The sequence below is a fragment of the Vreelandella sp. L-25 genome (genome assembly GCF_056857535.1).
Genome location: NZ_JBSXNH010000024.1, coordinates 1 through 26,783, shown reverse-complemented (window position 1 = coordinate 26,783; position 26,783 = coordinate 1). Strand labels below are relative to the sequence as shown.

At 53.6% G+C, this 26,783-nt stretch carries 25 protein-coding genes and 2 pseudogenes; 15 read left to right on the top strand and 12 right to left on the bottom strand.

Features of this window, described 5'->3' with window-relative positions; translation table 11 throughout:
- The 5 genes from AC13CN_RS01485 to AC13CN_RS01465 all read right to left on the bottom strand — a co-directional run.
- On the bottom strand, positions 1-605 hold a 605-nt coding region (locus AC13CN_RS01485; RefSeq protein ID WP_483052966.1), incomplete at its 3' end, for a transposase.
- Between the two features lie 705 nt (positions 606-1,310).
- Positions 1,311-2,054 (bottom strand): SDR family NAD(P)-dependent oxidoreductase, encoded by a 744-nt coding sequence (locus AC13CN_RS01480; RefSeq protein WP_172515058.1) that lies wholly within the window; start codon positions 2,052-2,054, stop codon positions 1,311-1,313.
- A 90-nt stretch (positions 2,055-2,144) separates the two neighbouring features.
- A complete protein-coding gene (gene catC / locus AC13CN_RS01475; protein ID WP_137094775.1) occupies positions 2,145-2,435 on the bottom strand; it encodes a muconolactone Delta-isomerase in 291 nt (96 codons plus the stop codon).
- Between the two features lie 42 nt (positions 2,436-2,477).
- The gene (locus AC13CN_RS01470) at positions 2,478-2,774 is read right to left on the bottom strand and encodes a YciI family protein (protein ID WP_137094773.1); all 297 of its coding nucleotides are present in this window, start codon (positions 2,772-2,774) and stop codon (positions 2,478-2,480) included.
- Positions 2,775-2,800: 26 nt separating this feature from the next.
- Positions 2,801-4,135, bottom strand: a complete 1,335-nt coding sequence (locus tag AC13CN_RS01465) for a short-chain fatty acid transporter (protein ID WP_074211358.1) — start codon at positions 4,133-4,135, stop codon at positions 2,801-2,803.
- Positions 4,136-4,305: 170 nt separating this feature from the next.
- On the opposite strand from AC13CN_RS01465, the gene AC13CN_RS01460 reads away from it, so the two are divergent.
- The 6 genes from AC13CN_RS01460 (at position 4,306) to AC13CN_RS01435 (ending at position 11,123) form a co-directional block, all read left to right on the top strand.
- Positions 4,306-5,211 (top strand): 3-hydroxyacyl-CoA dehydrogenase NAD-binding domain-containing protein, encoded by a 906-nt coding sequence (locus tag AC13CN_RS01460; protein WP_228219727.1) that lies wholly within the window; start codon positions 4,306-4,308, stop codon positions 5,209-5,211.
- A complete protein-coding gene (locus tag AC13CN_RS01455; RefSeq protein WP_172515056.1) occupies positions 5,208-6,236 on the top strand; it encodes a cyclase family protein in 1,029 nt (342 codons plus the stop codon). Before AC13CN_RS01460 ends, AC13CN_RS01455 begins: the two co-directional genes overlap by 4 nt.
- Before the next feature lie 230 nt (positions 6,237-6,466).
- Positions 6,467-7,453, top strand: coding sequence for a Bug family tripartite tricarboxylate transporter substrate binding protein (locus AC13CN_RS01450; protein ID WP_054645260.1), 987 nt, complete (start codon positions 6,467-6,469; stop codon positions 7,451-7,453).
- Between the two features lie 95 nt (positions 7,454-7,548).
- Positions 7,549-8,049, top strand: coding sequence for a tripartite tricarboxylate transporter TctB family protein (locus AC13CN_RS01445; protein WP_054641539.1), 501 nt, complete (start codon positions 7,549-7,551; stop codon positions 8,047-8,049).
- A gap of 32 nt (positions 8,050-8,081) precedes the next feature.
- Complete coding sequence (locus AC13CN_RS01440) at positions 8,082-9,590, top strand: tripartite tricarboxylate transporter permease (protein WP_137094767.1); 1,509 nt, start codon at positions 8,082-8,084, stop codon at positions 9,588-9,590.
- 306 nt (positions 9,591-9,896) lie between these two features.
- On the top strand, positions 9,897-11,123 hold the full coding sequence (locus AC13CN_RS01435) for a hypothetical protein (protein ID WP_483052965.1): 1,227 nt from the start codon (positions 9,897-9,899) through the stop codon (positions 11,121-11,123).
- 114 nt (positions 11,124-11,237) lie between these two features.
- On the opposite strand, the gene AC13CN_RS01430 is transcribed toward AC13CN_RS01435, so the two are convergent.
- A complete protein-coding gene (locus AC13CN_RS01430; protein WP_137094765.1) occupies positions 11,238-12,389 on the bottom strand; it encodes an acyl-CoA dehydrogenase family protein in 1,152 nt (383 codons plus the stop codon).
- A 48-nt stretch (positions 12,390-12,437) separates the two neighbouring features.
- Entirely contained in the window at positions 12,438-13,259 is an 822-nt protein-coding gene (locus AC13CN_RS01425) for an IclR family transcriptional regulator (protein WP_197746068.1), read from the bottom strand.
- Positions 13,260-13,534: 275 nt separating this feature from the next.
- Between AC13CN_RS01425 and AC13CN_RS01420 the strand changes: the two genes are divergently transcribed.
- From AC13CN_RS01420 to AC13CN_RS01400, 5 genes are all read left to right on the top strand, one after another.
- Positions 13,535-14,326, top strand: coding sequence for an enoyl-CoA hydratase (locus AC13CN_RS01420; protein ID WP_287837137.1), 792 nt, complete (start codon positions 13,535-13,537; stop codon positions 14,324-14,326).
- The gene (locus AC13CN_RS01415) at positions 14,326-15,855 is read left to right on the top strand and encodes a 3-hydroxyacyl-CoA dehydrogenase (RefSeq protein ID WP_228219725.1); all 1,530 of its coding nucleotides are present in this window, start codon (positions 14,326-14,328) and stop codon (positions 15,853-15,855) included. The genes AC13CN_RS01420 and AC13CN_RS01415 overlap by 1 nt, the downstream gene beginning before the upstream one ends.
- Positions 15,855-17,120: a CaiB/BaiF CoA transferase family protein gene (locus AC13CN_RS01410; RefSeq protein ID WP_353848319.1), complete on the top strand. Its 1,266-nt coding sequence runs from the start codon at positions 15,855-15,857 to the stop codon at positions 17,118-17,120. The genes AC13CN_RS01415 and AC13CN_RS01410 overlap by 1 nt, the downstream gene beginning before the upstream one ends.
- A 33-nt stretch (positions 17,121-17,153) precedes the next feature.
- A complete protein-coding gene (locus AC13CN_RS01405; RefSeq protein ID WP_074211365.1) occupies positions 17,154-17,903 on the top strand; it encodes an electron transfer flavoprotein subunit beta/FixA family protein in 750 nt (249 codons plus the stop codon).
- A 70-nt stretch (positions 17,904-17,973) separates the two neighbouring features.
- The gene (locus AC13CN_RS01400) at positions 17,974-18,900 is read left to right on the top strand and encodes an electron transfer flavoprotein subunit alpha/FixB family protein (RefSeq protein ID WP_074211366.1); all 927 of its coding nucleotides are present in this window, start codon (positions 17,974-17,976) and stop codon (positions 18,898-18,900) included.
- 5 nt (positions 18,901-18,905) lie between these two features.
- On the opposite strand, the pseudogene AC13CN_RS01395 reads toward AC13CN_RS01400, so the two are convergent.
- Both AC13CN_RS01395 and AC13CN_RS01390 read right to left on the bottom strand, forming a co-directional pair.
- Positions 18,906-19,149 (bottom strand): annotated as a pseudogene (locus AC13CN_RS01395) (transposase); the annotation flags it as partial.
- Between the two features lie 92 nt (positions 19,150-19,241).
- Positions 19,242-20,036 carry an IclR family transcriptional regulator domain-containing protein gene (locus AC13CN_RS01390; RefSeq protein ID WP_074211367.1) on the bottom strand — a complete coding sequence of 265 codons (795 nt, stop codon included), beginning with the start codon at positions 20,034-20,036 and terminating at the stop codon, positions 19,242-19,244.
- A 363-nt stretch (positions 20,037-20,399) separates the two neighbouring features.
- On the opposite strand from AC13CN_RS01390, the gene AC13CN_RS01385 reads away from it, so the two are divergent.
- From AC13CN_RS01385 to AC13CN_RS01370, 4 genes are read left to right on the top strand one after another with little or no spacing between them, the layout of a single operon-like run.
- Positions 20,400-21,218 (top strand): CoA transferase subunit A, encoded by an 819-nt coding sequence (locus tag AC13CN_RS01385; RefSeq protein ID WP_074211368.1) that lies wholly within the window; start codon positions 20,400-20,402, stop codon positions 21,216-21,218.
- Entirely contained in the window at positions 21,218-21,991 is a 774-nt protein-coding gene (locus tag AC13CN_RS01380; RefSeq protein ID WP_054641536.1) for a CoA-transferase subunit beta, read from the top strand. Before AC13CN_RS01385 ends, AC13CN_RS01380 begins: the two co-directional genes overlap by 1 nt.
- Before the next feature lie 15 nt (positions 21,992-22,006).
- Positions 22,007-23,209 (top strand): 3-oxoadipyl-CoA thiolase, encoded by a 1,203-nt coding sequence (gene pcaF, locus AC13CN_RS01375; protein ID WP_074211669.1) that lies wholly within the window; start codon positions 22,007-22,009, stop codon positions 23,207-23,209.
- Between the two features lie 11 nt (positions 23,210-23,220).
- On the top strand, positions 23,221-24,009 hold the full coding sequence (locus AC13CN_RS01370) for an alpha/beta fold hydrolase (RefSeq protein ID WP_074211369.1): 789 nt from the start codon (positions 23,221-23,223) through the stop codon (positions 24,007-24,009).
- Positions 24,010-24,243: 234 nt separating this feature from the next.
- Here AC13CN_RS01370 and AC13CN_RS01365 read toward each other — a convergent pair.
- The 3 genes and pseudogenes from AC13CN_RS01365 to AC13CN_RS01355 all read right to left on the bottom strand — a co-directional run.
- Positions 24,244-24,670, bottom strand: a pseudogene (locus tag AC13CN_RS01365) (transposase); the annotation flags it as partial.
- A gap of 382 nt (positions 24,671-25,052) precedes the next feature.
- Positions 25,053-25,946 (bottom strand): LysR substrate-binding domain-containing protein, encoded by an 894-nt coding sequence (locus AC13CN_RS01360; RefSeq protein ID WP_054641047.1) that lies wholly within the window; start codon positions 25,944-25,946, stop codon positions 25,053-25,055.
- Positions 25,947-26,020: 74 nt separating this feature from the next.
- Positions 26,021-26,783, bottom strand: a 763-nt coding sequence (locus tag AC13CN_RS01355) for a TRAP transporter large permease subunit (RefSeq protein ID WP_483052964.1), incomplete at its 5' end; no start/stop codon positions are given.

Here is a 26,783-nt window from a genome sequence, read left to right as displayed (position 1 = left end):
TTGCGGCCCTGCTCGGTGACCCCGATGATCACCAGCAGGCACAGGCGGTCATCCATGCGCACGTTGCTGTACACCCCGTCGGCCCACCAGTAGACGTAGCGACGGTCTGACAGGTCCCGCTTTCGCCACTCGGTATGCTCGTCCTCCCACTGCTTCTTGAGCCGTGACACAGTGTTGGCCGACAGACCCTTGGCCTGGTCGCCCAGCAGTGCCGCCAGCGCCTCCTGGTAGTCGCCAGTGGAGATCCCCTTCAGGTAGAGCCAAGGGATCAACTCCTCGATGCTGCGGGCTCGCTTCAGATAGGGCGGCAGCAGGCTGCTGTTGAAGCGAGCGCCACCGCCACTGCGGTCACGCACCTTGGGCACCTGCACGCTGACATCCCCGATCCCGGTCTGGACCGTGCGCTCGGGCAGGTAGCCGTTGCGGACCACGGCCTGGCGTCCATCGTCGAGCCGCTGATCGGCATACTGCGCCAGAAAGGTGGCCAACTCGGCCTCGACGGCCTTGGCGATCAGGTCACGGGCACCTTGGCGCAGCAGCTCGTGCAGCGGGTCAGCGACCTGGGGTTCTGGTTGTGAAAGAGTCCGGAGGGTAGAATCGGCCATGGCGTATCCACTCGTGTTGGTTGAGATCTTGGTCGTGATCAATCAACAGGATACGCCACCCTTCCTACCTCCTCCCATACACCAGACTTGAGCTTAACTCCCTGGTTTATTTGCATTGTGTAACGTCGTTAACTCTCTTAAGGCATCCCTTTTAGCCTTTCCTTACTATATGATTACCATGTTTTTTAATCGGCGCAACCCTTTGTATATGAAAAAGTTATGCGTGAATGTGCCATGGAGAAGCTTCGTTTATTAAGTTTAATGTGTTTTCATGGGTAATTGTCTTCAATTGCTTATTTGTTGATAGAGACTCCATGGGTAAATTGGCTATGTAAGTTGATTGAAGGGGTTGTTGTCTGCGGGAGTATGTTGTTAGGCCCCTCTTTATATAGTTGGCGTCAATTTAAACGTCTCCGTGTAGACTCCATTGAGAGCGTTTGAAATGTTTAAAGAATGTTTGGATTGGATGATGCACCTACCCCGCCTTTTTTGCACCGCGATAGTGCAAAAAAGGCGGGGTAGGTGCAAGCAGCGCACTTGTAAATTCGAACATGCGCCTTGTTATGACGCATTTTCCATTTGCATACCCCATTTAAGGGCGCATCAATCTGGTATGGGCTTGCACAGTCCGGGATTAAACACTCTGTAGCACATCACATTACAGCTGAAGGGGTGTCTATAGATCAGAGCCCAGGCGCCTTACACTTAACCCACCGTGACACCGCCACAGACGAAAAGCGTCTGACCAGTGATAAATCCACTATGTTCGTCGCAGAAGAAGCTTACTGCCTGGGCTACATCCTCAGGCTGGCCCATGCGTTTTAACGGAATATTTTCGACTATGCGTCGGGCACGCTCAGAATCGGGTGGATTGTTTTGCCAGAAAGCGCTTGTGGCAATAGGACCAGGAGCAACGCAATTAACTGTAATACCGTGTTCAGCGAGTTCTAGGGCCCATGTTCTGGCCATAGATTGTAGCGCTCCTTTAGTGGCGCTATAGATGGTGCGCGCCTCTTTTCCAAGTACCACTCGGCTGGTATTCAGAACGATGCGCCCCTTACCGTTCGCCTTCATATTAGGCAACAACGACTGTGTGCAGATCAGTGCCGAACGCACATTCAGGTGCATCAATTTGTCGAAGTCTTCAAGCTGTGCTTCTTCAATCAGTGCCGGGGCAACAATGCCGACATTGTTGATCAGTCGTGTCACCTGAAAACGCTCGGAAATATCCAACATAACACGGCGAGTCGCATCGGCATCAGAAAGGTCGACTTGGTGGGCATCCGCTTGCAGTGATTGGGCTTCGGGTTCGACGATATCCACCACAATCACGCGATAACCATCTTTCTGTAAACGCAAGGCGATCGCCTGGCCGATGTTTCTCGCCCCGCCAGTCACCACAGCGCAGTGGATTTGATTTGCTTGGCTTTGAGCGGCGTCTTGACTCATTAGAGTTCCTCGGCATAGGCACGGTGATTGAGTATGAAGTTGGTAGGAAAGTCAGCCTCGCCGACAGTTCAGCGAGGCGATGGGGCTTAGTTATGTGTTGTCCTCACGTATTGAGGAGGGATGGCGGCATAGCGGTTTTACTTGGATATCCATGTAGGGGAACAAGGGTAAGCCGCTGATGACTTCTTGCAGTTCGTCGTTGTCATTGACGTCGAAGAGGCTGACGTTGGCGTAACTGCCGGCGACTCGCCATAGATGGCGCCATTTACCCTGTCGTTGTAGCTCTTGTGAGTAGGCTTTCTCTCTTGCTTTGATGTCAGCCACTTGATCGGCCGGCATGTCGGGCGGGAGCTTTACTACCATTTCTACATGAAACAACATCGTATTTCTCCATTGTATTGTCGCGATAAGATTGTGCCTGCCCTAAAGGGTGTTCTTTCGGTTCAGGTAGGCCTGCCGCCAACGCACGATCTTGACCTCGTCGAATAGTGCCGCTTGGTGGAATGGGTCGCCCTCAATAAAACGCTCAGCTTCCTCTCGACTGTCCAGGTCGAGCAGGTAGATGCCGCCTGATGCCGTTTCACCGTCATCGGAGAGCTTGGCCCCGCAGGCCAGCAGAATATCCACGTTGGCATCCAGATATTCTAGATGTTGTTGACGTACCTCCAGGCGCAAGGTCTGGAGATCGGGCTTGTCGAAGGTCTCTATCAAAAAAGGCATTTGCAAACCTCAGTTAGTAAACGTGGTTAAGCGCTGAGGTAGCCCCAAATAAGCATGGCGCTGCCGTAGATGATTCCCAGGTAGATCAGGATCAACACCATATAGCCCATCACATCGCGCAACTTCAAACCGGAAATGGCCAGCACCGGAAGGATCCAAAACGGCTGGATCATGTTGCTCCACTGGTCGCCAATCTGTACGGCGAGCGCGGTGGCCGCTTGGGAAGCGCCGATTTCAGTGGCGGCTTGCACCATGACCGGCCCCTGGACTGCCCATTGACCGCCGCCGGATGGTGCCAGCAGGTTGATGATGGCACCGCTGATGAATGACCAAATAGGCAAGGTTTGGGCACTGGAGATATCAACGAAGATATTCGCAAACGAAACCACCAGGCCTGAGCTCACCAGAATTCCCATGATCCCCGCGTAGAAAGGGTACTGCACGATAATACCCGAGACGATGCGGATCCCGTCAGCCAGTGCGGCCAAGTAGTTGGCTGGTGATGCAAAAAGGAGTATCCCCAGGAACAGAAAGGCGAAGTTGACAGTGTTGAGGTTCAGCGAGCCTCCGTCGACTGTGTACAGCGCTATATACAGCATGCCCAGCAAGCCAATGCCGATACCTACCACCCGGCTACGATTCAAGCGCTCTGCAATGGTGACTTTCACGTCGCCGGGTAAGGGCGCTGCAGTAGGCTTTGCGACAGTGCTGGGGTCGATTTCAACGATATCCTTGTCCAGCTTGGGGTGCAGCCAAGCATTGAAGAAAGGCAAGGTGAGCAGAATCAGAGCACTGGTGATTAAGAGGATGGGCGAGAAAATCGTTTCGCTTAATGGGATCAGGCCGATGGCATCTTGAAGAAAATGCCCCTCAGTGGCGATTAGCAGCGGGACACTGCCTGACAGGCCGATGCCATAAAGGGCGAAACCCGAGTACGCTGCGGCGATCACAAGGGGGTAGTGTAAGCCTTTTACGTTGAGTGCCAGCTTCTGAGCCACGATACCGCCTATTACCAAGCCGAACCCCCAATTCAGCCAGCTGCCAATGCCGCCCACCAGGGTGGCGACGACAATCGCCATGAACGGTGTTTTGACGCGTGCGGCGAGGCGGTTGAGAGCACCATCCACCAAAGGCGTCTTGGCGAGGATATAGCCTGCCAGAAGGATGACCGTCATCTGCATGCTGAAGGCCAGCAGATCCCAGAAGCCATCGCCCCAGTAACGCACCGCATTCAGTGGGCTAGTGCCTTGAACTAGCACCGCCAGGAGCATAGTGAGTACGGTCAGGAGGATAGCGATGACCAGAGGGTCAGGCATGTACCGGTTAACGAGCCTAGTGAAGAAATTAGCCAGCGCATTCATAGAAAGCGGCCTCTTATTGTAGGTATGTTGGTCATGGTTTATTGTGTGCGTATAGCGAACACAAGTTCGTACTGTGAGATTATATTTAACCTGCGAATCATTTTATTCAATGCGACATTTGTCTATGCCGTTTGAGATAAGTCGCCATTCCAGGCTAGGGGAGAGAGCTGATGCAAGAAAAAGCTTTACGAGCAGTCGTGGTGGGTGCTGGCACCATGGGCACCACACTGGCTAAGTTGATGGCGGTGAATGGTGTCAAGGTCACCGTTGTGGATACCAATCCGCATGTGTTGGAGACCAGCCGTCAGCGTTTAGCAACCCATGCGGCGACGACTTGCTTCGCTACGGATTTGAAGATGACGGAGGTCCCCGATTTCGTCATTGAGAGCGTGACCGAAAATGTCGAGGTCAAACAGAAGGTCGTGGCGCAAATCGAGGCCAGCGTGAATGACGCCACCATCATCATGACTAATACGTCGGGGATACCGATCGACGAAATAGGCAGTATCATGCGCGTTCCGCAACGCTTCGTGGGGACTCACTTCTTTAACCCCGCGGACATTGTGCCCACTGTGGAAGTCGTTCCCGGTAGCCACACAGAGGTTGAGACAGTGGAAAAGGCTTGCGGTTGGCTGACGCAGTTGGGAAAACGGCCAGCGGTGTTGAAGACTTGCGTGCCCGGTTTCGTTGCCAATCGGATCCAGCATGCGGTCATGCGTGAATGCCTCTCCCTGCTGGAGAAAGGCGTGGTAGAGGCTGAAGCGCTGGATGACATCGTGCAGTACTCCATCGGTGTGCGGCTGGCTTTGAATGGCCCCTTGTGCCAGCGCGATCTCAACGGGCTGGACACACATCTGCATATTGCTCGATATCTCTATCCAGATCTCGATGCAAGTCAGCAGCCTGCAGCGCTTCTTGAAGAGTATGTAGCCAAGGGGCGTCTAGGTGCCAAGGTAGGGCTAGGATTTTACCGCTGGAGCGACGAGTTGCTTGCGCGTCACCAGGCGCATGAGCGGAGCAAACTGAAGCGCATCATTGAACTCGCTGCACAAGACTCACATGGAGATGAACCATGAATCAGCCGCGCTGGAAGAAACGTCCCGAAGGCAGCAATTGGGGAGATTTCGGGCCCAATGATCAATTGGGGCGTGTCAACTTGATCGGGACAGAGCAGGTCCTCAAAGGCGTCCAGGAAGTCCAGGAGGGCGTAACGTTCTGCTTATCTCTGCCCTTGGATATCCCCGGTGGGAAAGTACTGAATCCTCGCCGTTCACCACCGAAATTGACCCCGACGGCGCTCGATGAAGACCAGTACATCAACTTTCCCCTCTCCACTCATAACCCCAAGCTGAACGACATCATCAGTGACGACCAAGTCCAGCTATCGTTACAGTATTCCACTCAGTGGGACTCCTTGGCCCATGTGGGAGCTCTTTTTGATGGTGATGACGACGGCTCGCCTGAGCGGCGCTATTACAATGGCTACATGGCGGCGCAAGATGTGCTGGATTTAAGCGCAGAGCCTTCCCAGCGTCACGATTCCTATGCTAGACGCCTTGGCATTGAGACACTGGCCGCGCATGGCATGCAGGGCCGGGGTGTTTTAGTGGACCTGGTGCGAGCCTTCGGTTCGGGAAGAACGTTGATAGGGTACAGAGAGCTGCTTGAGGTGCTGGAACAGCAGAGCGTAGTGTTGGAGCAAGGTGATATGCTGGTATTGCGCACAGGGTTTGCCGAAGCATTGCTAGACATGAAGGGAACTCCCCAGCCGGACGTTCTAAAAAACACTGGGGCAGTACTTGATGGCAGTGATCCGGCGCTACTTGAGTGGATTACCTCGAGTGGTATCGCGGCGATCTGTGCTGATAACTACGCGGTGGAGAACCTTGATCGCGAACTGGAACCTGACTGTTGCTCTAAACTTCCGCTGCATCTCCATTGCCTATTCAAGCTAGGTTTGCCCCTGGCCGAACTCTGGTACCTGAAAGACTTGGCAGATTGGCTACATAGTCGAGGGCGTAATCGTTTCTTACTGACGGCTCCACCTTTGCGCTTGCCAGGTGCGATTGGCTCACCGGTTACTCCAGTGGCAACTGTATAGGCGCTAATCACTAAAAAGCGTTTATGAATTAATTAAAATTTTAGCTTAAAAACTCTCTTCCAGAGAGTGAGTGTAGCGAACTGGCTCCAGTGTATTAGTTATTGCTCAAATAAAAAATTTACGATGTAAAACTAAAGTTGGATACCTGGCTTTCGCTCTTTCCAAGTAACCTGTGAACGTATTGCGAATAAATGTACGCATAGTAAACAATTATTAGATCAGGGGTAATTATGAACAAGCTACTCAATGTCCTAGCATTAGCCACCTGCGGTGTTGCTGCACTTTCCCTTTCGGTGTCTACTGCCCAGGCTCAAGACTGGCCCACTGACGACGTGCGTCTTATAGTTCCTTATGCGCCGGGTGGTACCACCGATGTGCTATCACGTCGTGTCGCTAACCTGCTACAGGAAGAACTCAATGCAAACGTTGTGGTGGAGAACCGACCTGGTGCCGGCTCTACGGTGGCTACTGGTCGTTTGGCTCGCGGCGGTCGAGACGTTGACCATACAATTATGATGGCTTCACCAGGTCACGCCATCGGTGCTGCCATTTACCCCAATCTTACCTATGATCCTGTCGAAGATTTTGTGTTCATTCAGAACTTGATCGACATTCCCAACGTCATGGTGGTGCCGGCTGATAGCCCCTATAACAACGTATTGGAGTTTGTCGAGGCAGCTAAAGAGCAGAATATGACCTTTAGCCACAGTGGTGTGGGAAGTTCTATACATATGTCAGGTGAGCTTTTCAAGACTCTGACCGGTACCAATATGACGGCAGTGCCTTTCGCTGGTAGTGGTGCAGCCCTACCTGCGCTATTGGGCGGAGATGTCGACGTCTCTTTCGAGAACATGCCCACTGTTTTCTCGCATATTCAGTCTGGTGATCTGAAAGCGCTGGCGGTTACTTCCGCTGAGCGCTCCGAGTACTTGCCCGACGTGCCGACCCTAGAAGAAATCGGTGAATATAACCTTGATCAGTTCACCACTACCGCTTGGTTTGGTCTGATTGCTCATGAGTCCTTTCCAGAAGAAGCCATGACGGTCATGCAAGAAGCACTGCAGGAAGTAATGAAGCGTGAAGAGTTTACTAGCTTCGTTGATCAGTTGGGCGCCGAGCCGGGCGCGGTTGCTGGTGACGAGTTCAAAGCGTTCATCGCTGAGGAAGTGGCCCGCTGGGATGAAGTAGCGGCTGAAGCGGGTATTCGCCAAGAATAATTCATTGTTGAATACACTGCATGATGAGGCGAGGGTTACACCCTCGCCTCAGTTGGTTTACTTCCGGAGCTTTTTACGTCGAGAGGGAACCCCCGATGACGAAGTCGCACTCTACTAGTGGCACGCTGATCAAAGATTCGTGGGATGTGGTCGCTGGGGTTATATTGCTGGGCTTTGCCCTGCTTCTACTGTTCTACCTAATTCCCAACTACATTGGCCAGCCGCCTATCATGCAGAATCCGATGATGTCGCCGCGTTGGCTGCCGACCATCGTTGGCTGGCTGCTGTTGGTGTTTTCTCTGCTAATGATCGTCCAGGGTGTATTAGTTGCTGATGATGCTGAGGATAGTGGGCGCCGCTTCGAGCGTGGTGCGTGGTTACGCTTTGTCCTGATGGTCGTGGCCCTGGTTGTCTACGCAGGTTTGTTCGAGATGTTGGGAGCGATAATTAGCGGGATCCTCGCCACCTTTATACTGTTCATTGCTCATCCAGTGCGTACTTTATGGGTCTACGGTCTAGCCATCGTCTTCCCTGTAGGCATCACGCTACTGTTTACCGAGGTCATGAACGTACCGCTGCCGATGTTGCCGTTCTGACCCAGCGGCCATCTCTCAAGATCTGGTGACTTATGGATAATATTACAGAAGTACTGCAGCTATTTCTGGCCACAGAGAATTTCGTGGCAATAGCTATAGGTGTGATTATTGGCGTGACCGTTGGCTCCATCCCGGGCCTCACTGCCACGATGGCAGTGGCGTTGGCGCTACCGTTTACTTTTTCAATGGAGCCGGTTGCGGCCATACTGTTGTTGGTAGGTATTTACAAGGGCGGTATGTATGGTGGTTCTATTACGGCGATCTTAATCCGTACACCTGGATCGCCTGCGTCGGCTTGTACATTACTAGATGGTTATCCGCTAGCTCAGCAGGGCGAGGCAAAGAAGGCGCTAAAGATGGCGCTCTACTCATCGGTAATCGCTGATTTTATATCTAACATTGCACTGATCTTTTTCGCCGCTTATTTGGCGAAAATCGCCCTTAATTTCGGCGCGCCGGAGTTCTTCTGGCTGATCTGCTTTTCATTGACCATCATTATATCCTTGGCCAGTGGATCAATGATCAAGGGTCTGATTGCGGCGTTTCTAGGCATCTTGCTTTCACTGGTCGGGCTGGATTCTGTGTTTGGTTCACAGCGGCTGACCTTTGGCAATTACAACTTGATGGACAGCATTTCGTTCATTCCTCTGTTAATCGGCCTTTTTGCAATACCAGAGATCATGGAGTTTTATCGTAAAAAGGTGGTGCCTCATATCCGGGCGAAGGCTAGCGGTGCCGGTGTGTCTTTCGTTGAGCTTAAACGCAGCCTTAAAAGCATCGTGCGCGGCAGCTTGATCGGTGTGATTATTGGTGCTATTCCGGGCACCGGTGCTACTGCTGCTGCCTTTATTTCTTATAGTGATGCCAAGCGTCGTTCGCCTCACCCAGAACGCTTTGGCAAAGGGGAGATAGAAGGTGTAGCTGCTTCTGAGGCGGGTAACAATGGTGTAGCAGGGGCCACACTGATCCCATTATTGTCGTTAGGTATCCCTGGTGATGTGATCACCGCCATTATCTTGGGCGCCTTCATGGTACATGGATTGACCCCGGGTCCACTCCTGTTCCAGGAAAATCTGTCGCTTATCTATGCCCTCTTCCTAGGTATCATGCTCAGTTCAGTGATCCTATTGTTCGTGGGTAGTGCAGCAATCCGCTACTTCTCCCTGATCGCGGATATCCCCAAGTCGATTCTGTTTCCTATCGTATTGATGTTCTGCATATACGGTGCTTATGCGGTCAATAACGACACATTCGATGTCTGGTTAATGTTGGCGTTTGGGCTTATGGGCTATGTGTTTAATCGTACGGGCATTCCGGCTGCCCCTTTCCTAATTGGTTTCATTTTGGGGCCGATGTTCGAGGACAACTTGCGACGATCACTGCTGATCGGTTCTAACGACCTGTCGATTTTCGTACGTGGCCCGATCACCTGGTTCTTCATTGCCCTAACAGTAGGCTCTATATTGCTGGCCATTTATCGCTTTATGTCTTCACGACACAAAGCGAAACAAAGTGCCAATGAGTCAGAGGCGGGCACTTGACGCTGCGGGCCTTGCTATAAATGACGACTTTCCTTAAGCCCGCAGGGTGGGCTTAAGGCTCAAGTAAATCGAGCCGACTTCTTGGTGGGGGTCGGCTCGATTTATATCAGGGAGGTGGGGATAACCATGCATCTCGGCAGACATGAATCAGTTGCAAACGTCTGGTCTAGCCGTTTGCTCGCTGGTGTGGCAGTGCTGGCTGTAGTGCATTTATTGAGTGGTGTAACGTGGGCCGAAAGCTTGGCTCAACTTATGTTGACGGGCTTTCTAATGCTAGGCTGGCCGCGTTTCAGCTTGATGGCGCGCATGTTAGCTTTGGCCTGTGTCGTAGCTTCGTTCTTTGCTCTATGGAGGCTTCCTTCACCTTGGGCTGTGCTCCATGAGGCGGCAGGTGGCTTTGTATTCCTGGCGGCGTTCATGACGGCACTTGCGGTGCTTCGCCTGCCAGCTTACCGTTCAAAACTCATCCGTCGCTGCGGTCATAGCCTGCTGTTGCAGCCACCCACCTGGCGTTATCCGATCCTTTCATTGGGCTCCACCCTTTTCGGAATCGTGCTCAACTTCGGTGTGTTGAACTTGTTCATGTCGATGATCGACAAGTCCAACACTCTTGGCTCAGCTCAGGGGAGAGTGTGGCTGCAAGAGGTGCGTCGCCGACGCATGCTTCTGGCAACCTTGCGCGGTTTCACTCTGGCGCCGCTGGTTTCTCCTCTAGGTATCGGTGTCGCGGTCGTTTTGGCTAATCTTGAAACGCTGACCTGGGGTGAGCTCTTTCCCTACGTATTATTGTCGGCCATCATTCTATTTCTGTTGGGCTGGGCCTGTGATCACGTTGCAGGGCCTCCCCCAAGAGCGCGGGTAGCGCTAGTCGCACGGCCCTCACTGATGCCGCTGGCAGCTTTTAGCTTGATGCTGCTTGCGTTAGTGATGCTGGTTTTTGCGCTTGCAACGGTGCTTTCGCTACGGTTGCCTCAGGCGGTTGTGATTGGTGTCCCTTTGGGAGCCTGGATTTGGCTGGCTTGGCAGTGTCGTGGCATTAGCTATGCGGGCGTTGGGCCCGCTACTGTCATGCTAGCCCGTCGCTTGCCTGAGGTGTTGGGTGGCATTGGTAATGAAGTCGTGGCGCTGGGCTCGGGGGCCTATCTCGGTTATCTCAGCGTGGCGCTGCTTGATCCTGCCCAACTGGGCGGGGTGGCCTCCTTGCTTGTTGCCCTTGGCAACTGGTTGCCGGCAGTCGTGCTCATGCTGATCGTTATTCTTGCCCAGGTCGGCGTTAATCCGATTATCAGTGTGACCTTCTTGACCAGTATGGTGGCCCAAGTGGGGCTGGAAAACGTGTCGTTGCCGCTGCTGGCGGCTGCGATGCTGTCGGGCTGGTCGTTGACGATGGTGTCGTCGCCGTTCACGGCCGCGATGATGATCATGTCACGTTTTACAGGGATGACGGCGGGACAGATCGGCCTGCGTTGGAATGGCGCATTTCTTGCGACATCGTTGATGATGGCCGCCGTCCTCTTTCGATTAGCAAGCTGAGGGGGTCAAGTACTTCGCTGGTTTCAAGCTCCGGCTTGTGCGCAAGTCTTTGCCAAATAGCTTAGCGGATCGGCAAGGGACCTTGGCACAAGTAGGGAGCGTTGTGTGTGCTTATTATTGGGCGTTGCGGATCATGTTACGCGAAATGATCACCTGCTGAATTTGAGTTGTCCCCTCATAGAGCCGGAATAGGCGCACATCACGGTAAAACCGCTCAACGGCATAGTCGCTGATATAGCCAGCGCCGCCATGAATCTGCACACCGCGGTCGGCCACACGGCTACACATTTCCGTTGCGAACATCTTGGCGCAAGAGGCCTCGGTACTGACGTTGTGGCCATCATCGCGCTGGCGAGCGGCATCGAGCACCATGCAGCGGGCAGCATAAATCTCGGCTTTGGAATCGGCCAGCATGCCTTGGATCAGCTGGAACTCGGCGATGGGGGTGCCAAATTGTTTGCGTTCCATGGCGAAGCGTAGAGAGTCCTCTAGGATTCGCTCAGCGGCGCCGACCGCAATGGCGGCAATGTGCAGGCGACCCTTGTCCAGAACCTTCATGGCGGTCTTGAACCCCACTCCTTCTTGCTTACCAATCAGTGCGTTGGTCGGTACCCGCACATTGTCGAAGATAACATCCGCAGTATGAGCGCCTTTTTGGCCCATCTTCTTATCGCGCTTACCGATAGTAATGCCGGGGGTATCGGCTTCTACGATGAATGCACTGATGCCCTTGGCACCCTTGATCTCGACATTCGTACGTGCCATGACGGTGAAGATGCCAGCATGTGGTGCATTCGTGATGTAGCGCTTGGTGCCGTTGATCAAGTAGTCATCGCCATCCTTCACCGCCGTTGTGCGCAGTGAGGCCGCATCCGAACCTGAGTCAGGCTCGGTTAGACAGAAGGAACTTATGATATCGCCGCTGGCTAGCTGGGGGAGGTAGTTGGCCTTCTGCTCATCGGTGCCGTCGACCAGGATGCCGATTGAGCCAATACCGTTGTTAGTGCCAATGAAAGAGCGGAAGGCGGGAGATGTCCGTCCAAGCTCGAACGCGATATTGACTTCTTCTTCCATGGTCACCCCAAGTCCACCGTACTCCTCGGGGATGGTGAGGCCGAAGAGCCCCATATCGCGCATTTGTGAAACGATGTCCTCGGGGATTTCATCGCTTTCAGCGACTTCTTCCTCACGTGGAATCAGCTCTTCTTGAACAAAATTACGGATGGAGTCGAGCAGGAGCTGCATCGTTTCCTGATCACGAATCATGTGCGTGCCTCTTGATATGAATTTGTACGTCGGAAAATGTGGTGTGGCTTATGAGATTTGGGTCTTTATATCGTTGACCAGTTGCACTAGCTGCGGCCCGATAGACTCTTCCAGCTTTTCACGTGATATCTGAAATTCGGGGCCACCACAATTGAACGCGAGAACTCCAAGCTGAGGATGATGGAGGGGCACCGCAACGGCATTAACCTTGCGTTGCCATTCACCAATCGATAGGCAGTACCCGTGATCAGCGTAGTCTCGAAAAGCACGCTCCAATGATCTTCGAATGGCTGGCCACTCTGTAGGGTTCAAGTCCCGTAGGTGATTCATCATCACATCAGACTCTTGAGTGGGCATGGCAGCGAGACATGCGCGCCCCGCCGAACTCTGGTGGATGGGCAGGCGCGTACCGATCTGACGACGGATGGTAGAGCGAAGAGCACTCTGGACCACGTCGAGATAAACCATGTCTAGTCGGTCACGTGCAGACATAGCCACCGTTGCACCCACCTCGTTAGCAAGGTTTACCATCAAGGGTTGGGCAATCGCGCGAACTGGTAGGTTGGATATCATCGAATAGCCAAAGGACATGACGCCCACATCCAACTGGTATTTCCCACGTTGCAAAGGGCGCAGATAGCCCAGTCGAGCTAGCGTGTGGGTAAGCCTGCTGACGGTAGGGCGCGGCAAACCCGACTTCTTCGCTAGGTCAAGATTGCTAAGGGCGCTTTCGCTGGGCGTAAAGCAGCGTAATAGCTCAAGCCCTCTGGCCAGCGCCGTCACAAACTGCCGGTCCTCCTCCTGCTCGCCTGCTGTGTTCATCGGGTCCACCACGATCTGATAGTCACCCTGACTGTCTGTTGTCTTCACCGAGTTATGCTCCACTCGTGGCTTGCTTATTGAATCGATTTTGCGTTTACCGATGAAGATATGTCAAGTATGCAGACTAAAAGTCCGCAGTGCGGACTTTGGGTTTTAATGTCTTATGCAAGATATAAAAAACTTTTTTAGTATAAATATTTGATTAATAAGATTTTTATAGTAAGGCTGTTTTGGCCTAATTGACAGTTGTTCGATGAGCTGTGTAAAAATAACCTCATTAGCAAAACAAATGTTTGCAGTGCGGACATAATGACGAGGTTTATATGACGGACAAACAGTCGCCCGCCGAGGTCTATCTTGCTTCGCTTGATGATGGAGTGGCGGTGGTTCGAATCGATCGCCCAGATGCCAAGAATGCCCTCAACGGTGCTGTTCGGTGTCAGCTTGCCGAGATGTTTTTATCTTTAAGCCAAGATGACGAAGTTAGAGCCATCGTGCTGACGGGAGGTGAGCAGGTATTTGTAGCCGGTGCTGACGTGAAGGAGTTTGCCACTGCCTCTCCGACCGAAATGTATTTACGACACAATGAGCGCTTTTGGGAGCCGATTGCGCACTGCCCTAAGCCCGTCATAGCGGCGGTCAACGGCTTCGCGCTAGGAGGTGGCTGCGAGCTTGCCATGCACTGCGACATCATCGTCGCTGGGGAGTCGGCTCAATTTGGACAGCCAGAGGTTAAGCTTGGCTTGATGCCCGGCGCTGGTGGAACACAACGATTGGTTCGAGCTGTTGGCAAATTTCAGGCCATGCGCATGTTGATGACCGGATGCATGGTGAAGGCCCCTGAGGCGCTGGACATGGGCCTGGTGAGCGAGGTGGTGGCCGATGATCAGACATTGGAGCGCGCCAATACATTGGCTAAAGACATTGCGCGTTTGCCAGCACTGGCGCTAGAGCAAATTAAAGAAACAGTACTAGCGGGCGCCGATTTGCCGCTGGAGAGTGCCTTGGTTCTTGAACGGAAAGCTTTCCAGATGCTTTTTGACACGGCGGATCAGAAGGAAGGCGCCGCGGCTTTTGTCGAGAAGCGCAAACCGAATTATCAAGGAGCGTCGTAATGGCGAGAGACGTGAACCGGCTAGGCATTGTCGGAACCGGCGTGATGGGGGCGGGGATCGCCCAAATTGCTGCCCAGTCTGGCCTGAATGTTGTGCTGTTTGACAAGAATGAAGGGGCAGCCCACAAGGCTCGTGATGGCCTAAAGGCAACGTTCGATAAACTAGTGGGGAAGGGCAAAATAACTCGGCAATCGGCTGAGGTAGCGTTATCTCATCTTTCTGTCGTCGAATCTTTGCCGGCTTTGGCAGATTGCGACGTGGTGATCGAGGCAATTGTTGAGGATCTGGGAATCAAGCAAGCGCTATTCGCTGATCTGGAAGCAATTGTTGACCGAGAGTGCATTCTGGCGACTAACACTTCTTCACTCTCGGTCACATCAATTGCCGCTGACTTGAATTGTCGTGATCGAGTGGCCGGTTTCCACTTCTTTAATCCCGTGCCGTTGATGAAGGTTATTGAGGTGATCGGGGGCATCGGTACGGATGAAGCTGTCGTCGACACGTTGCTCAAGCTGGCAAGCCGACTTGGGCATACCGGTGTGCGTGCCCAGGACACTCCTGGTTTCATCGTCAACCACGCTGGGCGAGCCTACAGCACAGAAGGTTTGAAAATCCTTGAGGAGCGCGTAGCACCGACTGAGGATATCGACCGTATTCTTCGCGAAGAGGCTGGGTTCCGGATGGGGCCATTTGAGCTTTTTGATTTAACGGGCCTGGATGTGTCGCACCCAGCGATGGAGGCGATCTTCACGCAGTTCTATCACGATCAGCGTTACCGTCCGTCTTATATATCCCGACAGATGTTGAAAGGTAACCGCTTGGGCCGCAAGACAGGCGTTGGCTTTTATCGCTATGAAAAAGGTCAAAAAGTCGATGTGCCGGCTTCTCGGCCGGTGCCTGAGATCACTGATTTACCGCCCATCTGGGTGGGATGCGATGACACCGGCCTGCATACGCACGTGGCATCATTGTTAGCGTCGCTTGGCGGGCGAGTCGAGCAAACGGCTTCACCCTCGGAGGAAGCGCTCTGCATATTGCTGCCCTTTGGTGATGATGCAGTGAGTGCGAGTGCGTACTTCGGTACCGATCCAGAGCGCACTGTCTGTCTTGATGCGCTCATGGGCCTTGAGCGTCATCGTACGCTGATGGTGACGCCGGTCACCCGGCATGAAATGCGCGACGTAGCGCATGCGTTATTTGCTTCAGACGGTACCTACGTAACGGTGATCCGTGACAGCGTGGGATTTGTCTCTCAGCGGGTGCTTGCCGCAGTGGTGAACCTGGCCTGCGATATTGCCCAGCGTGAGATTGCCACGCCTGCCGATATCGATAATGCCGTCAGGCTCGGGCTCAACTATCCCCAAGGCCCGCTGGCGTGGGGAGATGCCCTAGAACCGAAACGGTTACTTGGCATACTCACGCGTATCCACGCATTGACGGGAGACCCACGGTATCGGCCAAGCCCTTGGCTGCGCCGTCGTGCCATGCTTGGTATATCTCTGTTGCATCCCTCATCGGGTGCTCGGTGATGTTGGAGAGGAATTATGTTGGTTCAAAAGAGAGGGGTGCTATGGGAGCGCTAACGGGAGTTCGTGTACTGGACTTGAGCCGGGTGTTGGCGGGTCCCTGGTGCAGCCAAGTGCTAGCGGATCTTGGTGCTGATGTTGTCAAGGTGGAGCGCATTGGGCGAGGGGATGACACTCGTGCCTGGGGCCCCCCCTACATGAAGAATGCTGACGGTAAAAATACTCAGGAAACCTCATACTATCAGTCCTCCAATCGCAATAAACGCTCGGTAGCTGTCGATATTGCTACCGAAAAAGGTCAGGAAATTGTACGTGCGCTCGCTGCCGAGAGCGACGTGCTGTTAGAGAATTTCAAAGCTGGCTCCTTAAAGAAATACGGGCTGGATTACGACTCACTTTCAAGCCTTAATCCGAGATTGGTCTATTGTTCCATTACGGGGTTTGGTCAGACGGGGCCCCGTGCGCAGGAGCCTGGCTATGATTTTATTATTCAGGGTATGGGCGGGTTGATGAGCATCACTGGTGAACGTGATGATGTTCAAGGTGGCGGCCCGCAGAAAGTAGGCGTGGCTGTCACCGATGTGATGACGGGCCTGTATTCGGTTATTGCTATACAGGCAGCGCTACTGGCTCGTGAAAAAACAGGGCGTGGTCAGCATTGCGATATGGCATTACTGGATGTACAGCTGGCTGCATTGGGTAATCAGAGCCAAAACTACCTAAGTACGGGCATATCACCTGGCCGCTACGGTAATGCGCATGCCAATATCGTGCCCTACAACTCGTTCCATGCAAGTGATAAGGATTTCATTATCGCCTGTGGCAACGACTCTCAGTTTGCCGCATTGTGCAATGCGATAGAACTGCCCGAATTGTCAGTGGATCCCCGGTTTTCAAAGAATGAAGATCGCGTCAGGAACAGAGCGGTAATTACTCAGATTCTATCGGACCATTTCAAGCGCGACACAGCGGACGCTTGGGTGAAGAGGATAAGTAAGGTCAAAGTGCCTGTCGGGCTAATCAATAACATTGCCGATGCATTGGCGGAGCCTCAAGTGGATGCTCGTGGCATGTTAGTCAACATCCCCCACCCCATGAATCCTGATTTCGAGATGGTTGGGAGCCCAATTAATCTTTCTGATACGCCAGTAGAGTATAAAAGGCCGGCACCACTGCTAGGGCAGGATACGAATGATGTGCTTACTGAATACCTTGGCCTTTCACCAGAGCAACTATCGCAATTTAAAAGTGACGGCGTCGTCGGTTAATCCACTTTTTATGTATATCACTAAGGATTTTTCATGAAAGTACTTGTCGCGGTGAAGCGCGTCATCGACTACAACGTCAAAATTCGTGTCAAAGCGGATTATTCTGATGTCGACCTTACCAACGTCAAAATGGCCATGAACCCCTTCTGCGAGATTGCCGTGGAAGAAGCGGTGCGCTTGAAAGAGAAGGGCGTTGCTACGGAAGTGGTCGCCGTGACGGTCGGTCCCAAAGCGGCCCAGGAACAGCTGCGCACCGCGCTGGCGCTGGGTGCGGATCGCGCCATTCATATTGAGACTGACGAGCGCGCAGAATCCCTGGCCGTGGCTAAGCTACTGGCCAAAGTGGTCGAAGAGGAGCAGCCAGGGTTGGTAGTGTTGGGCAAGCAGGCCATCGATACCGACAACAACCAGACCGGCCAAATGCTCGCCGCGCTGACTGGCCTGCCCCAGGGCACCTTTGCCTCGGAAGTTGCGGTCGATGGTGACAAAGTCAACGTCACACGGGAAATCGACGGCGGTCTGCAAACCATCGCGCTGACGCTGCCCGCGATTGTCACTACCGACCTGCGCCTCAACGAGCCGCGCTACGCCAAGCTGCCCGACATCATGAAGGCCAAGAAAAAGCCACTGGATGTGAAAACCCCCGCCGACTTCGGCGTCGAGGTCGCTTCCAAGGTCAGTCTGCTCAAAGTAGAGTCGCCCGCCGAGCGCAAGGGCGGCGTCAAAGTCGCCTCGGTAGACGAGCTGATCGACAAACTGAAAAACGAAGCCAAGGTTCTTTAAGGTCGGCTATTTACAACCCGTACTTTGAGACAAGTTCTTTGAGATAAGCGCTTTGAAAGGAGCTGATTTTATGAGCATTTTGGTACTTGCCGACCTGCATGAAGGCCAGCTGGCCGGTGCGACGGCTTACGTGATTGCGGCCGCACAACAGATCGGCGGCGATATTGACGTTCTTGTTGCCGGTGAAGGCGTTCAAGCCGCGGCTGAGGCAGCCGCCAAACTCGACGGCGTAAGCAAGGTACGTGTCGCGGATAACGTCGTTTACGCCCACCAGCTGGCCGAGCCCATGGGCGCGCTGCTGGTCGAACTGGCCGATGGCTACACCCACGTGCTCGCTAGCGCCTCCACCACCGGCAAAAACGTGCTGCCGCGTCTGGCGGCCTTGAAAGATGTCAGCCAGCTTTCCGATGTGCTTGCCGTGGATAGCGCTGACACCTTCAAGCGCCCGATTTACGCCGGCAACGCCATTGCGACCGTCAAGAGCAACGACGTGCTAAAAGTCATCACCGTGCGTACTACCGGCTTTGATGCCGTGGGCGATGGTGGCAGCGCCACCATTGAAGCTGTTGATACCGTGGTTGACAACGCCCAGTCCAGTTTCGTCAAGCAGGAGCTTGCCGAGTCGGACCGCCCGGAGCTTGGCGGCGCCAAGGTGGTCATCTCTGGTGGCCGCGGCATGGGCAACGGTGATAACTTCAAGCTGCTTGACGGCATTGCCGACAAGCTAGGTGCGGCGATTGGGGCTTCGCGGGCGGCCGTTGACGCAGGCTTTGTCCCCAACGATATGCAGGTCGGCCAAACGGGTAAAATCGTCGCGCCGGATCTGTATATCGCCGTGGGCATCTCCGGTGCCATCCAGCATCTGGCGGGCATGAAGGACTCTAAGGTGATCGTCGCGATCAACAAGGACGACGAAGCGCCGATTTTCCAGGTCGCCGACTACGGCCTGGTAGGCGATCTGTTCGAGTTCCTACCGGAAATCGAAAGCAAAATTTAGCAGTGGCGCAGGAATTCGCGAGCGGCGATCAGCACCTCCTCCTGCTCGGACGGTGAGGGTGGCCAGCAGGTTGTGACGCGTGTGCGGTCGGTCATGGACATCATCGCGGTACCGCCAGCGCCGTATGGTCGCGGGTGAAACGCCATGCTGGCGGGCCAGCTCGCTATCCGTGATGCTGGAAGGCGCTGCCTAGATCTCGGCGCGGATCTTCGGTGTCGTGGTCGCCTGCTTATGCAGCTTGATGTCCATGAACCTGCTCCCGAATGAATTTCTGTAGAAGCTCTCTGGCTGCCAGCAGAGGATAACTCCTATAGCTCATTTGATCATCCGAGACCCTACAGCTAGGTATTAACCGTTTGACGGATAAGTTGGGCTTTATCCTGTAATAAGGGCTTATAAATATTTAACAGCATTTCCATATCAACGCGTGCGGCGTTGGTGCTGATATTGATAGCGCCTATTAGCTTGTCATGGATGTCAAATACAGGAACGGCAACTGATCGCAGTCCAGAGTCTAACTCTTGATCAACTATCGAATAACCTTGTTGGCGTACCTCAACAATGCACCTCTTTAGCTCCTCTTTATCATTGATGGTTTTATCGGTATATCGCTTCAATGAAATGCGTTCCAAATAGGCATTTAGCTCTGATTCAGTTAATTGCGATAACAGTACGCGACCCATAGATGTATGCGCTGCTGGGAGGCGCGTACCTACTGATAAAGTAATCGCCATTAAGCGATGTGGTGCCGCAGAGCGTGCCACATAAATGACATCGTCTCCATCCAACACGCCAAGTGAAGATGACTCGCCACTTTGAGTTGTAATATCTTCCAGATATTGTTGTATGACGCTGCGGTAATTATTTGCTGAAAGGTATGCGTATCCTAGTTGAAGCACTCTAGGGGCGAGTTCAAAGTAACGCTGATGTTTACGCACATAGCCTAATGCGTTCAGCGTTAGCAAGAATCGGCGTGCTTTCGCTCGATTCATACCCGTGCGTGCAGCGACTTCGCTCAACGTCATTTTTGAATGGGAATCATCGAAGGCCATGATGACTTCCAAGCCACTAGCAAGTGCTGTTACGAAGTCACGGTCATCAGGTTTAAGCGTTTCTACCTGGGGCAAGTCTTCCATTATTGTGCTCTCATCCAGTGCATACATGGTCATGTGTTAATTTAGCATAATGTTCGAATACCGAACAATTGTGCTTTTGGGCTATCGATGCTTGTTGCATGTGCCCCTTCCTTATATACCTTGGTAGTAGGAAAACGCAGGCAAAGTGTGCCTGTGCATGGTGTGTTTATAAATAACATATTGTTATTCAATGGGTTTTTGATTTCTATAAGTTGATGTATTGACCCGTCTTTGCAGATATTAGCTCAACAGCAATTTGACCCAGTATGCATTCGACAGTAAGTTGTTCGTATAGAGAATCTATGTTCGTTTCGCGAACAAGTTATCCATAAGCAGACAACGATACGCTAAGAGGCATCCATTATGGCCGAGTTTCTCAGCTTGCATGATGCGGTAGCGCGCTACGTCCAAGACGGCGCCACCGTGACCATGGAAGGCTTTACCCACCTGATTCCGTTTGCCGCCGGTCACGAAGTGATCCGTCAGAAAAAGCGCGACTTGACGTTGATCCGCATGACCCCCGATATCATCTACGATCAGATGATTGGCGCGGGCTGCGCTAAAAAGGTGATTTTCTCCTGGGGCGGTAACCCTGGAGTGGGTTCGCTGCACCGCCTGCGCGATGCGGTTGAGAAAGGCTGGCCGCGCAAAATCGAGATTCTTGAGCATAGCCACGCAGCCATGGCCTGTGCCTTTGAAGCGGGTGCTGCGGGGTTACCACTGGCTGTTTTTCGTGGCTACATCGGCAGCGAACTGCCCAGTGTCAACGATCAAATCAAATTCATTGAGTGCCCTTTTACTGGGGAGCGCCTAGCGGCCGTACCGTCGGTGCGCCCGGATGTTTCGATCATTCACGCCCAGCGAGCGGATCGCCAGGGCAACGTGCTGGTAGAAGGCATTGTCGGCGTACAGAAAGAGGCAGTGCTCGCCGCCAAGCACAGCATCGTCACAGTGGAAGAGATTGTTGATGACCTAGGGGCTACCCCCAATGCCTGCGTGATTCCCAGCTGGGCCATCAGCGCCGTCGCGGTGGCCGAGAAAGGCGCGCTGCCGTCTTACACCCACGGCTATTACGGTCGCAGCAACCGTTTCTATAAAGAGTGGGATGCCATCGCACGCGACCGCGATACCTTTACTCTGTGGCTCGATGAGAACGTTTACAGTAAAGAGGAGAATAACTAATGAGCCTTGAATATACCTCTTCTGAAATGATGTCGGTCACCGCGGCGCGGGCGCTGGAAAACGGCATGACCTGCTTTGTGGGCATCGGCCTGCCCTCGGAAGCTGCCAACCTGGCGCGGCTGACGCACGCTCCTGATGTGGTGCTGATTTATGAGTCCGGCACGCTGCAAACCAAACCCGATATTCTGCCGCTCTCCATTGGCGATGGTGAACTGTGCGAATCAGCATTGACCACCGTTGCAGTTCCGGAAATGTTCCGCTACTGGCTGCAGGGCGGCAAAGTGGACGTGGGCTTTTTAGGCACCGCGCAAATCGACCGCTTTGCTAACCTGAATACCACGCTCATCGGCGATTACAAAGCGCCCAAGGTGCGCCTGCCAGGCGGCGGCGGGGCGCCTGAAATCGCCACCAACGCGGGCGAAGTGTTTATCACCCTAAAGCACTCCAAGCGGGCGTTTGTGAAAGACGTCGACTTCGTCACCACACTCGGTTTTGGCCGCGACGGTAAAGGCCGCGATAACGTACCTAATATCGGCAAAGGCCCCACCCAGGTGATTACTGATCTATGTGTCATGAAGCCTGATGCCGAGACCAAAGAGCTAGTGGTGGTATCGCTGCATCCCGGAGTAACCCGCGATGAGGTGATTGACGCCACCGGCTGGGAAATCCGCTTTGCCGAGCAGCTTGAGAGCACGCCCGAGCCCAGCGAAAAAGAGCTGACGATTTTACGCGAGCTCAAAGCCCGCACTGAACGGGCCCACGCGGGCGAATAAGGAGTTGTTATGAGCATGAATAATGTCTATCTCTGCCATCCCCGCCGCACGGCCGTAGGCCGCTTTGGCGGCACTTTGGCTAGCGTGCGCCCTGATGATTTCGCCGCGTCGATTTTTAAAGCCGTATTAGCCGAAGCGCCAGATCTTGACCCAGCCGCTATTGAAGAAGTGTTCATGGGTTGCGCTAACCAGGCCGGTGAAGATAACCGCAACGTGGCTCGTATGTCGTCATTGCTAGCGGGGATTCCTACCTCGGTGCCCGGCACCACCATGAACCGTCTGTGCGGCTCAGGTATGGACGCCGTTGGCACGGCCTTTCGCGCCATTAAAGCTGGTGAGATGGAGCTAGCGCTGGCAGGCGGTGTGGAGTCCATGTCCCGTGCGCCCTACGTGATGGGCAAGGCCTATAGTGCCTTCGATCGCACTCAAAAAATCGAAGACACCACCATTGGCTGGCGCTTGGTCAACCCGCTGATGAAGAAAACCTACGGCATTGATTCCATGCCGGAAACGGCAGAAAACGTCGCCGAGCAGTTCGCTATCTCTCGTAAAGACCAGGACGCCTTTGCCCTGCGCTCCCAGCAGAAAGCCGCTGCCGCTCAAAAGGCGGGGCGCTTCGCCCAAGAGATCACCGCCATTGAGATCCCTCGTCGCAAGCAGGAGCCATTGATTTTTGACCAGGACGAGCACCTGCGGGAAACCACGCTTGAGAAGCTCGCTGGCCTACCGACGCCTTTCCGTGAGGGCGGCAGTGTAACCGCAGGCAATGCTTCTGGTGTCAACGACGGCGCAGCCGCCATGCTGGTGGCCAGCGAATCAGCCGTCAAACAGCACGGCCTGAAGCCAATGGCGAAAATCATCGGCATGGCCACGGCTGGCGTTGAGCCGCGCATCATGGGCTATGGGCCGGTACCGGCAGTGCAGAAACTACTCAAGCGCACTGGTATCGCCATGGATGATATTGATGTATTTGAGTTTAACGAAGCGTTCGCCGCCCAGGCGTTAGCGTGTATGCGCGACCTTGGCTTGGCTGACGATGACCCGCGCGTTAACCCGAACGGCGGCGCGATTGCCCTGGGGCACCCGCTGGGCATGTCCGGTGCCCGCCTATTGTTGACCGCCGCTCATGAGTTGCACAACAGCGGTAAGCGCTACGCGCTGTGTACCATGTGCGTTGGCGTAGGGCAGGGTATCGCTACGCTGATCGAACGGGTTTAACGGAGGCAGACATGGCTTTTCATACCATCAACGGTCGCAGCGTGGCCTACCGACTGCTCGGCGCGGAAGTGAACCCACTTATCGTGCTGGCCCATCCGCTGGGCATGAGTCAGGCGGTATGGGACGACGTTATCCCCCTGCTTCTGTCTCGCTATCGAGTACTGACCTGGGATCTTCCCGGCCACGGCGCTAGCCAGGCGGTTAGCGGCGAGCAGATCACGCCCGCTGATTTAGCCGCTGAGGCTCTGGCATTGGCAGAACTGGCGGGCGCTGAGCGCTTTCACTTTGCCGGTACGTCCATTGGCGGTGTCGTCGGTCAGCAGTTGATTGCAGAGCATAGCGACCGCCTGCTCTCCGCTACGCTGACCAACACTGGCGCAGTGATCGGCAACCCGGATCAATGGAACACCCGCGCAGGCCGCGTGCGCCAGGAAGGCCTGGCGGCGATGTCTGAAGAGATTGTGCCGCGCTGGTTTGCACCAAAAGCGTTTGAGGCAAGCCTGGCGCTGAAAACGGGCTGGTGCACCCAGATGGGCCGTGGCGACGATGAGTCCTACGCCCAGCTGTGTGAAATGCTGGGCCGCGATACGTTCACCGGAAAACTAGCTTCTAAGAAAGTCAAAGTGCAGCTATTTGGTGGCAGTGAGGATATGGCCACCCCGCCCGCGACGCTAGAAGCTCTGGCGGCAGAACTCGATGGCGCGTCGCTGGAGGTTTTTGAAGGTGTTGGCCATGTGCCATCGGTGGAGGCGCCTGTGCTGTTCGCACAAAAGCTACTTTATTTACTCGCCGCCGATTGAGGCGATGAGGCTAATCAGTGGTGTTGCTTACATCACCTGCTTGCTGGCAATAAGGTAAGGTAGAAATAAGGTCGTGTGAACTCCACAACCGCCAATATGATCGATCAGCAGCGTAAAATGAAGTTGTGACTCAGCAGTTTTCACCTTTGACATCTCTATGGAGATTCCATAGAGATGTGCGTATCCTTCGATCAATTTCCCTGCACGGTCGAGAAACCCTCATACGTTCAGCTAGCAGCTGCGTGAGTAGGCGGTTACATTGCAAGGTTGCCCAATGTGGCCCCATATATAGGGTACCGATGAAGATTGTGAAAACCCTGAGTCGTCAAAATAATAGAACTCGTGCTCACCCTGGTACTGCCGCTGGAGTGAATTGATGAGGCCTTGGATGTTTCGGAAAACCGTCTCGTCACGCAGTGCAGTGAGTGTCGGATAGGCTTGAGTCTGAAGACATTTTGTTCAACGCTCGGCGAAGGGCCACCATGCTGACGTTCTTCCCCGTCTCTTCTTTAAAACTAGCCTGCAAGGACCGAGTCTGGTAAGGCTGTTCGGCGGTGAGTTCCTGCAATCTTTGATGATCGCTCTCGTCCAAAACAGGCGTGAGACCACTGCGAGGCTTATCAATCCATCCATCGAGGCCTGTTGCTTCCAATTGATTGAGCTACCGTGATGCGACGTTGTAGCGATCATCCCACGTTCGCCTGCCTTCACTTCAGTATCACACTCTTCACTGAATAAGTTTTGCACACCACGTTTCTGCTTAAAGTAAGCCAGGGTGCGGAAGAAGCAGTCTTCACACAGATGCACCTGGTAGCGTTCAGTCATCGTGTTGAGATTCATAGCCCCTGTGTGCTTGAAGTGTGAAGTAAGAAGATGTTCTCTTCGTTTGTGCTTCTGCCCGATAGTTTCTCAATGCTTTTATAAAGATCAAGCGTATAAAAATATTAATCGCGTTAAGCTTTTAATGGGGGGAATGAAGTAGTTGTTTGGCACAAAGCAATTATTAGTTGTTTAACTATAAACTAGCAGTGCGCCGTGTTACGTCAGTGAAAGTCACTGAGCTGGGTAATGTGTTCTACAAAACGCCGTACCTTAGCGAGTTCCCCCAAGTGTTCAGGGTAGACAAGATAATAAGCATTCTCACTGAATAGCCGATATGGCCAAGCAACTGTTAGTCGGCCACTTTCTAGTTCTTCATCGACGGTGAAGTGAGGAACCAGTGCGACCCCACCGCCTGCCATTGCCGTTCGCACCAGCATAGGAAAGGTCTCAAAGCGGGTGCCATGATAGCTACGGTCAGTGATGATCTCTTGGTTTGCAAACCAATGGTGCCATGCGTCAGGGCGTGTCGAGAGGTGAAGTAGCGGTAGTTGTGTTAAGTCATCCACTGACTGGATGGGGTGCCGAGCGAGTAATTCAGGGGAGGCAACCGCGACCATATCCTCATCAATAAGCTTATGACAAGCAAGGCTTGGCCAACTGCCATGCCCATAAAACAGAGCAATATCGATATCTTGCTGCTCAAGATCGAAATCTTTTACGCGGTCATGAAACTCCAAACTAATGCCTGGATTGGCGGCTAAAAAGGTGGGCAACTTATTGGCCAACCAGCGGCTACCGAAGCTAGGTAAGGTGGCGATTTTAAGAACCTCGCTATTACCGCTGTAGGTCATTATCGCTTGCGTCGACATCTCAATTTGAGTGAGCACTTTGCGTACGTCACTTAAAAAAATAGCCCCTTCTGGGGTTAGCAGCAGGCTACGTCGCACGCGACGAAATAGCTTGTGTTGCAAGGTGGCTTCGAGGTGCGCGACTTGTTTGCTGACAGCACTTTGGGTGAGGTTTAGCTCGTCTGCTGCGCGAGTAAAACTCATATGGCGTGCGGCTGCTTCAAAGCATTGCATAGCCGCCGTAGAAGGAAGATTGCGTGATGCCAAACCTGGCGCTCCTGATGACCTGAAAGCCGCCCCGGCGACTAAGCGCCGGGGGGAAGCTAGGCTTTTATAATGGCTCATTGGGCGAGCGTTGCAGCCTCCTGGGATTTATCAGGTCGGCGCGACTGAAGCCAGCCTACTGTCACCATGGCAAGCAAGCCTAAACCGCTGGTTAGCAACTCGGGAACCACCATGGCAAGCCCTGCGACTAACAGTACCAGACGCTCCCCGAAGAAGGAATCACGCACAAAGTAACCGAGTAGTGCGCTGCTGACGCCCATAATCCCTACGAGTGAAAAGAACAGCGCGCTTAAAAGACCTAGCAGCGTAGGTTCGACTAATACCAGCACAGGATTATAAATGAAGGCATAAGGAATAATAAACGCACCAATCGCCAATTTAACCGCCGTAAAGCCGGTCTTCATCGGGTTGGCTTGTGCAATGCCTGCACCCGCAAACGCGGCTAAACACACGGGAGGTGTAATATCGGCGATGATGCCGAAATAAAAGACAAACAAATGTACTGCCATTGGCGGAAGGCCGAACTCATTAATCAGTGCTGGTGCGGCAATGGTGGCGGTGACCACATAGTTTGCTGTTGTGGGTAATCCCATGCCCAAGACAATACAGGCAATCATTGTGAACAACAGCGCAAGTATCAAAACGCCGTCAGCTAAGCTAATAATGCCAGCAGCAAATTTTGAGTGCGCCAGGCAAAGCCTGGACATCCGGGAAACCGAGAAGGTGGAAAGGATGTCGTGAAACCCAGTGGGTGAAAGTCCCACCCGGCCAAGGCTAGCCACCAGCCGGCAGCGAGTGTTGCGTGGTGTCGGGTAACCG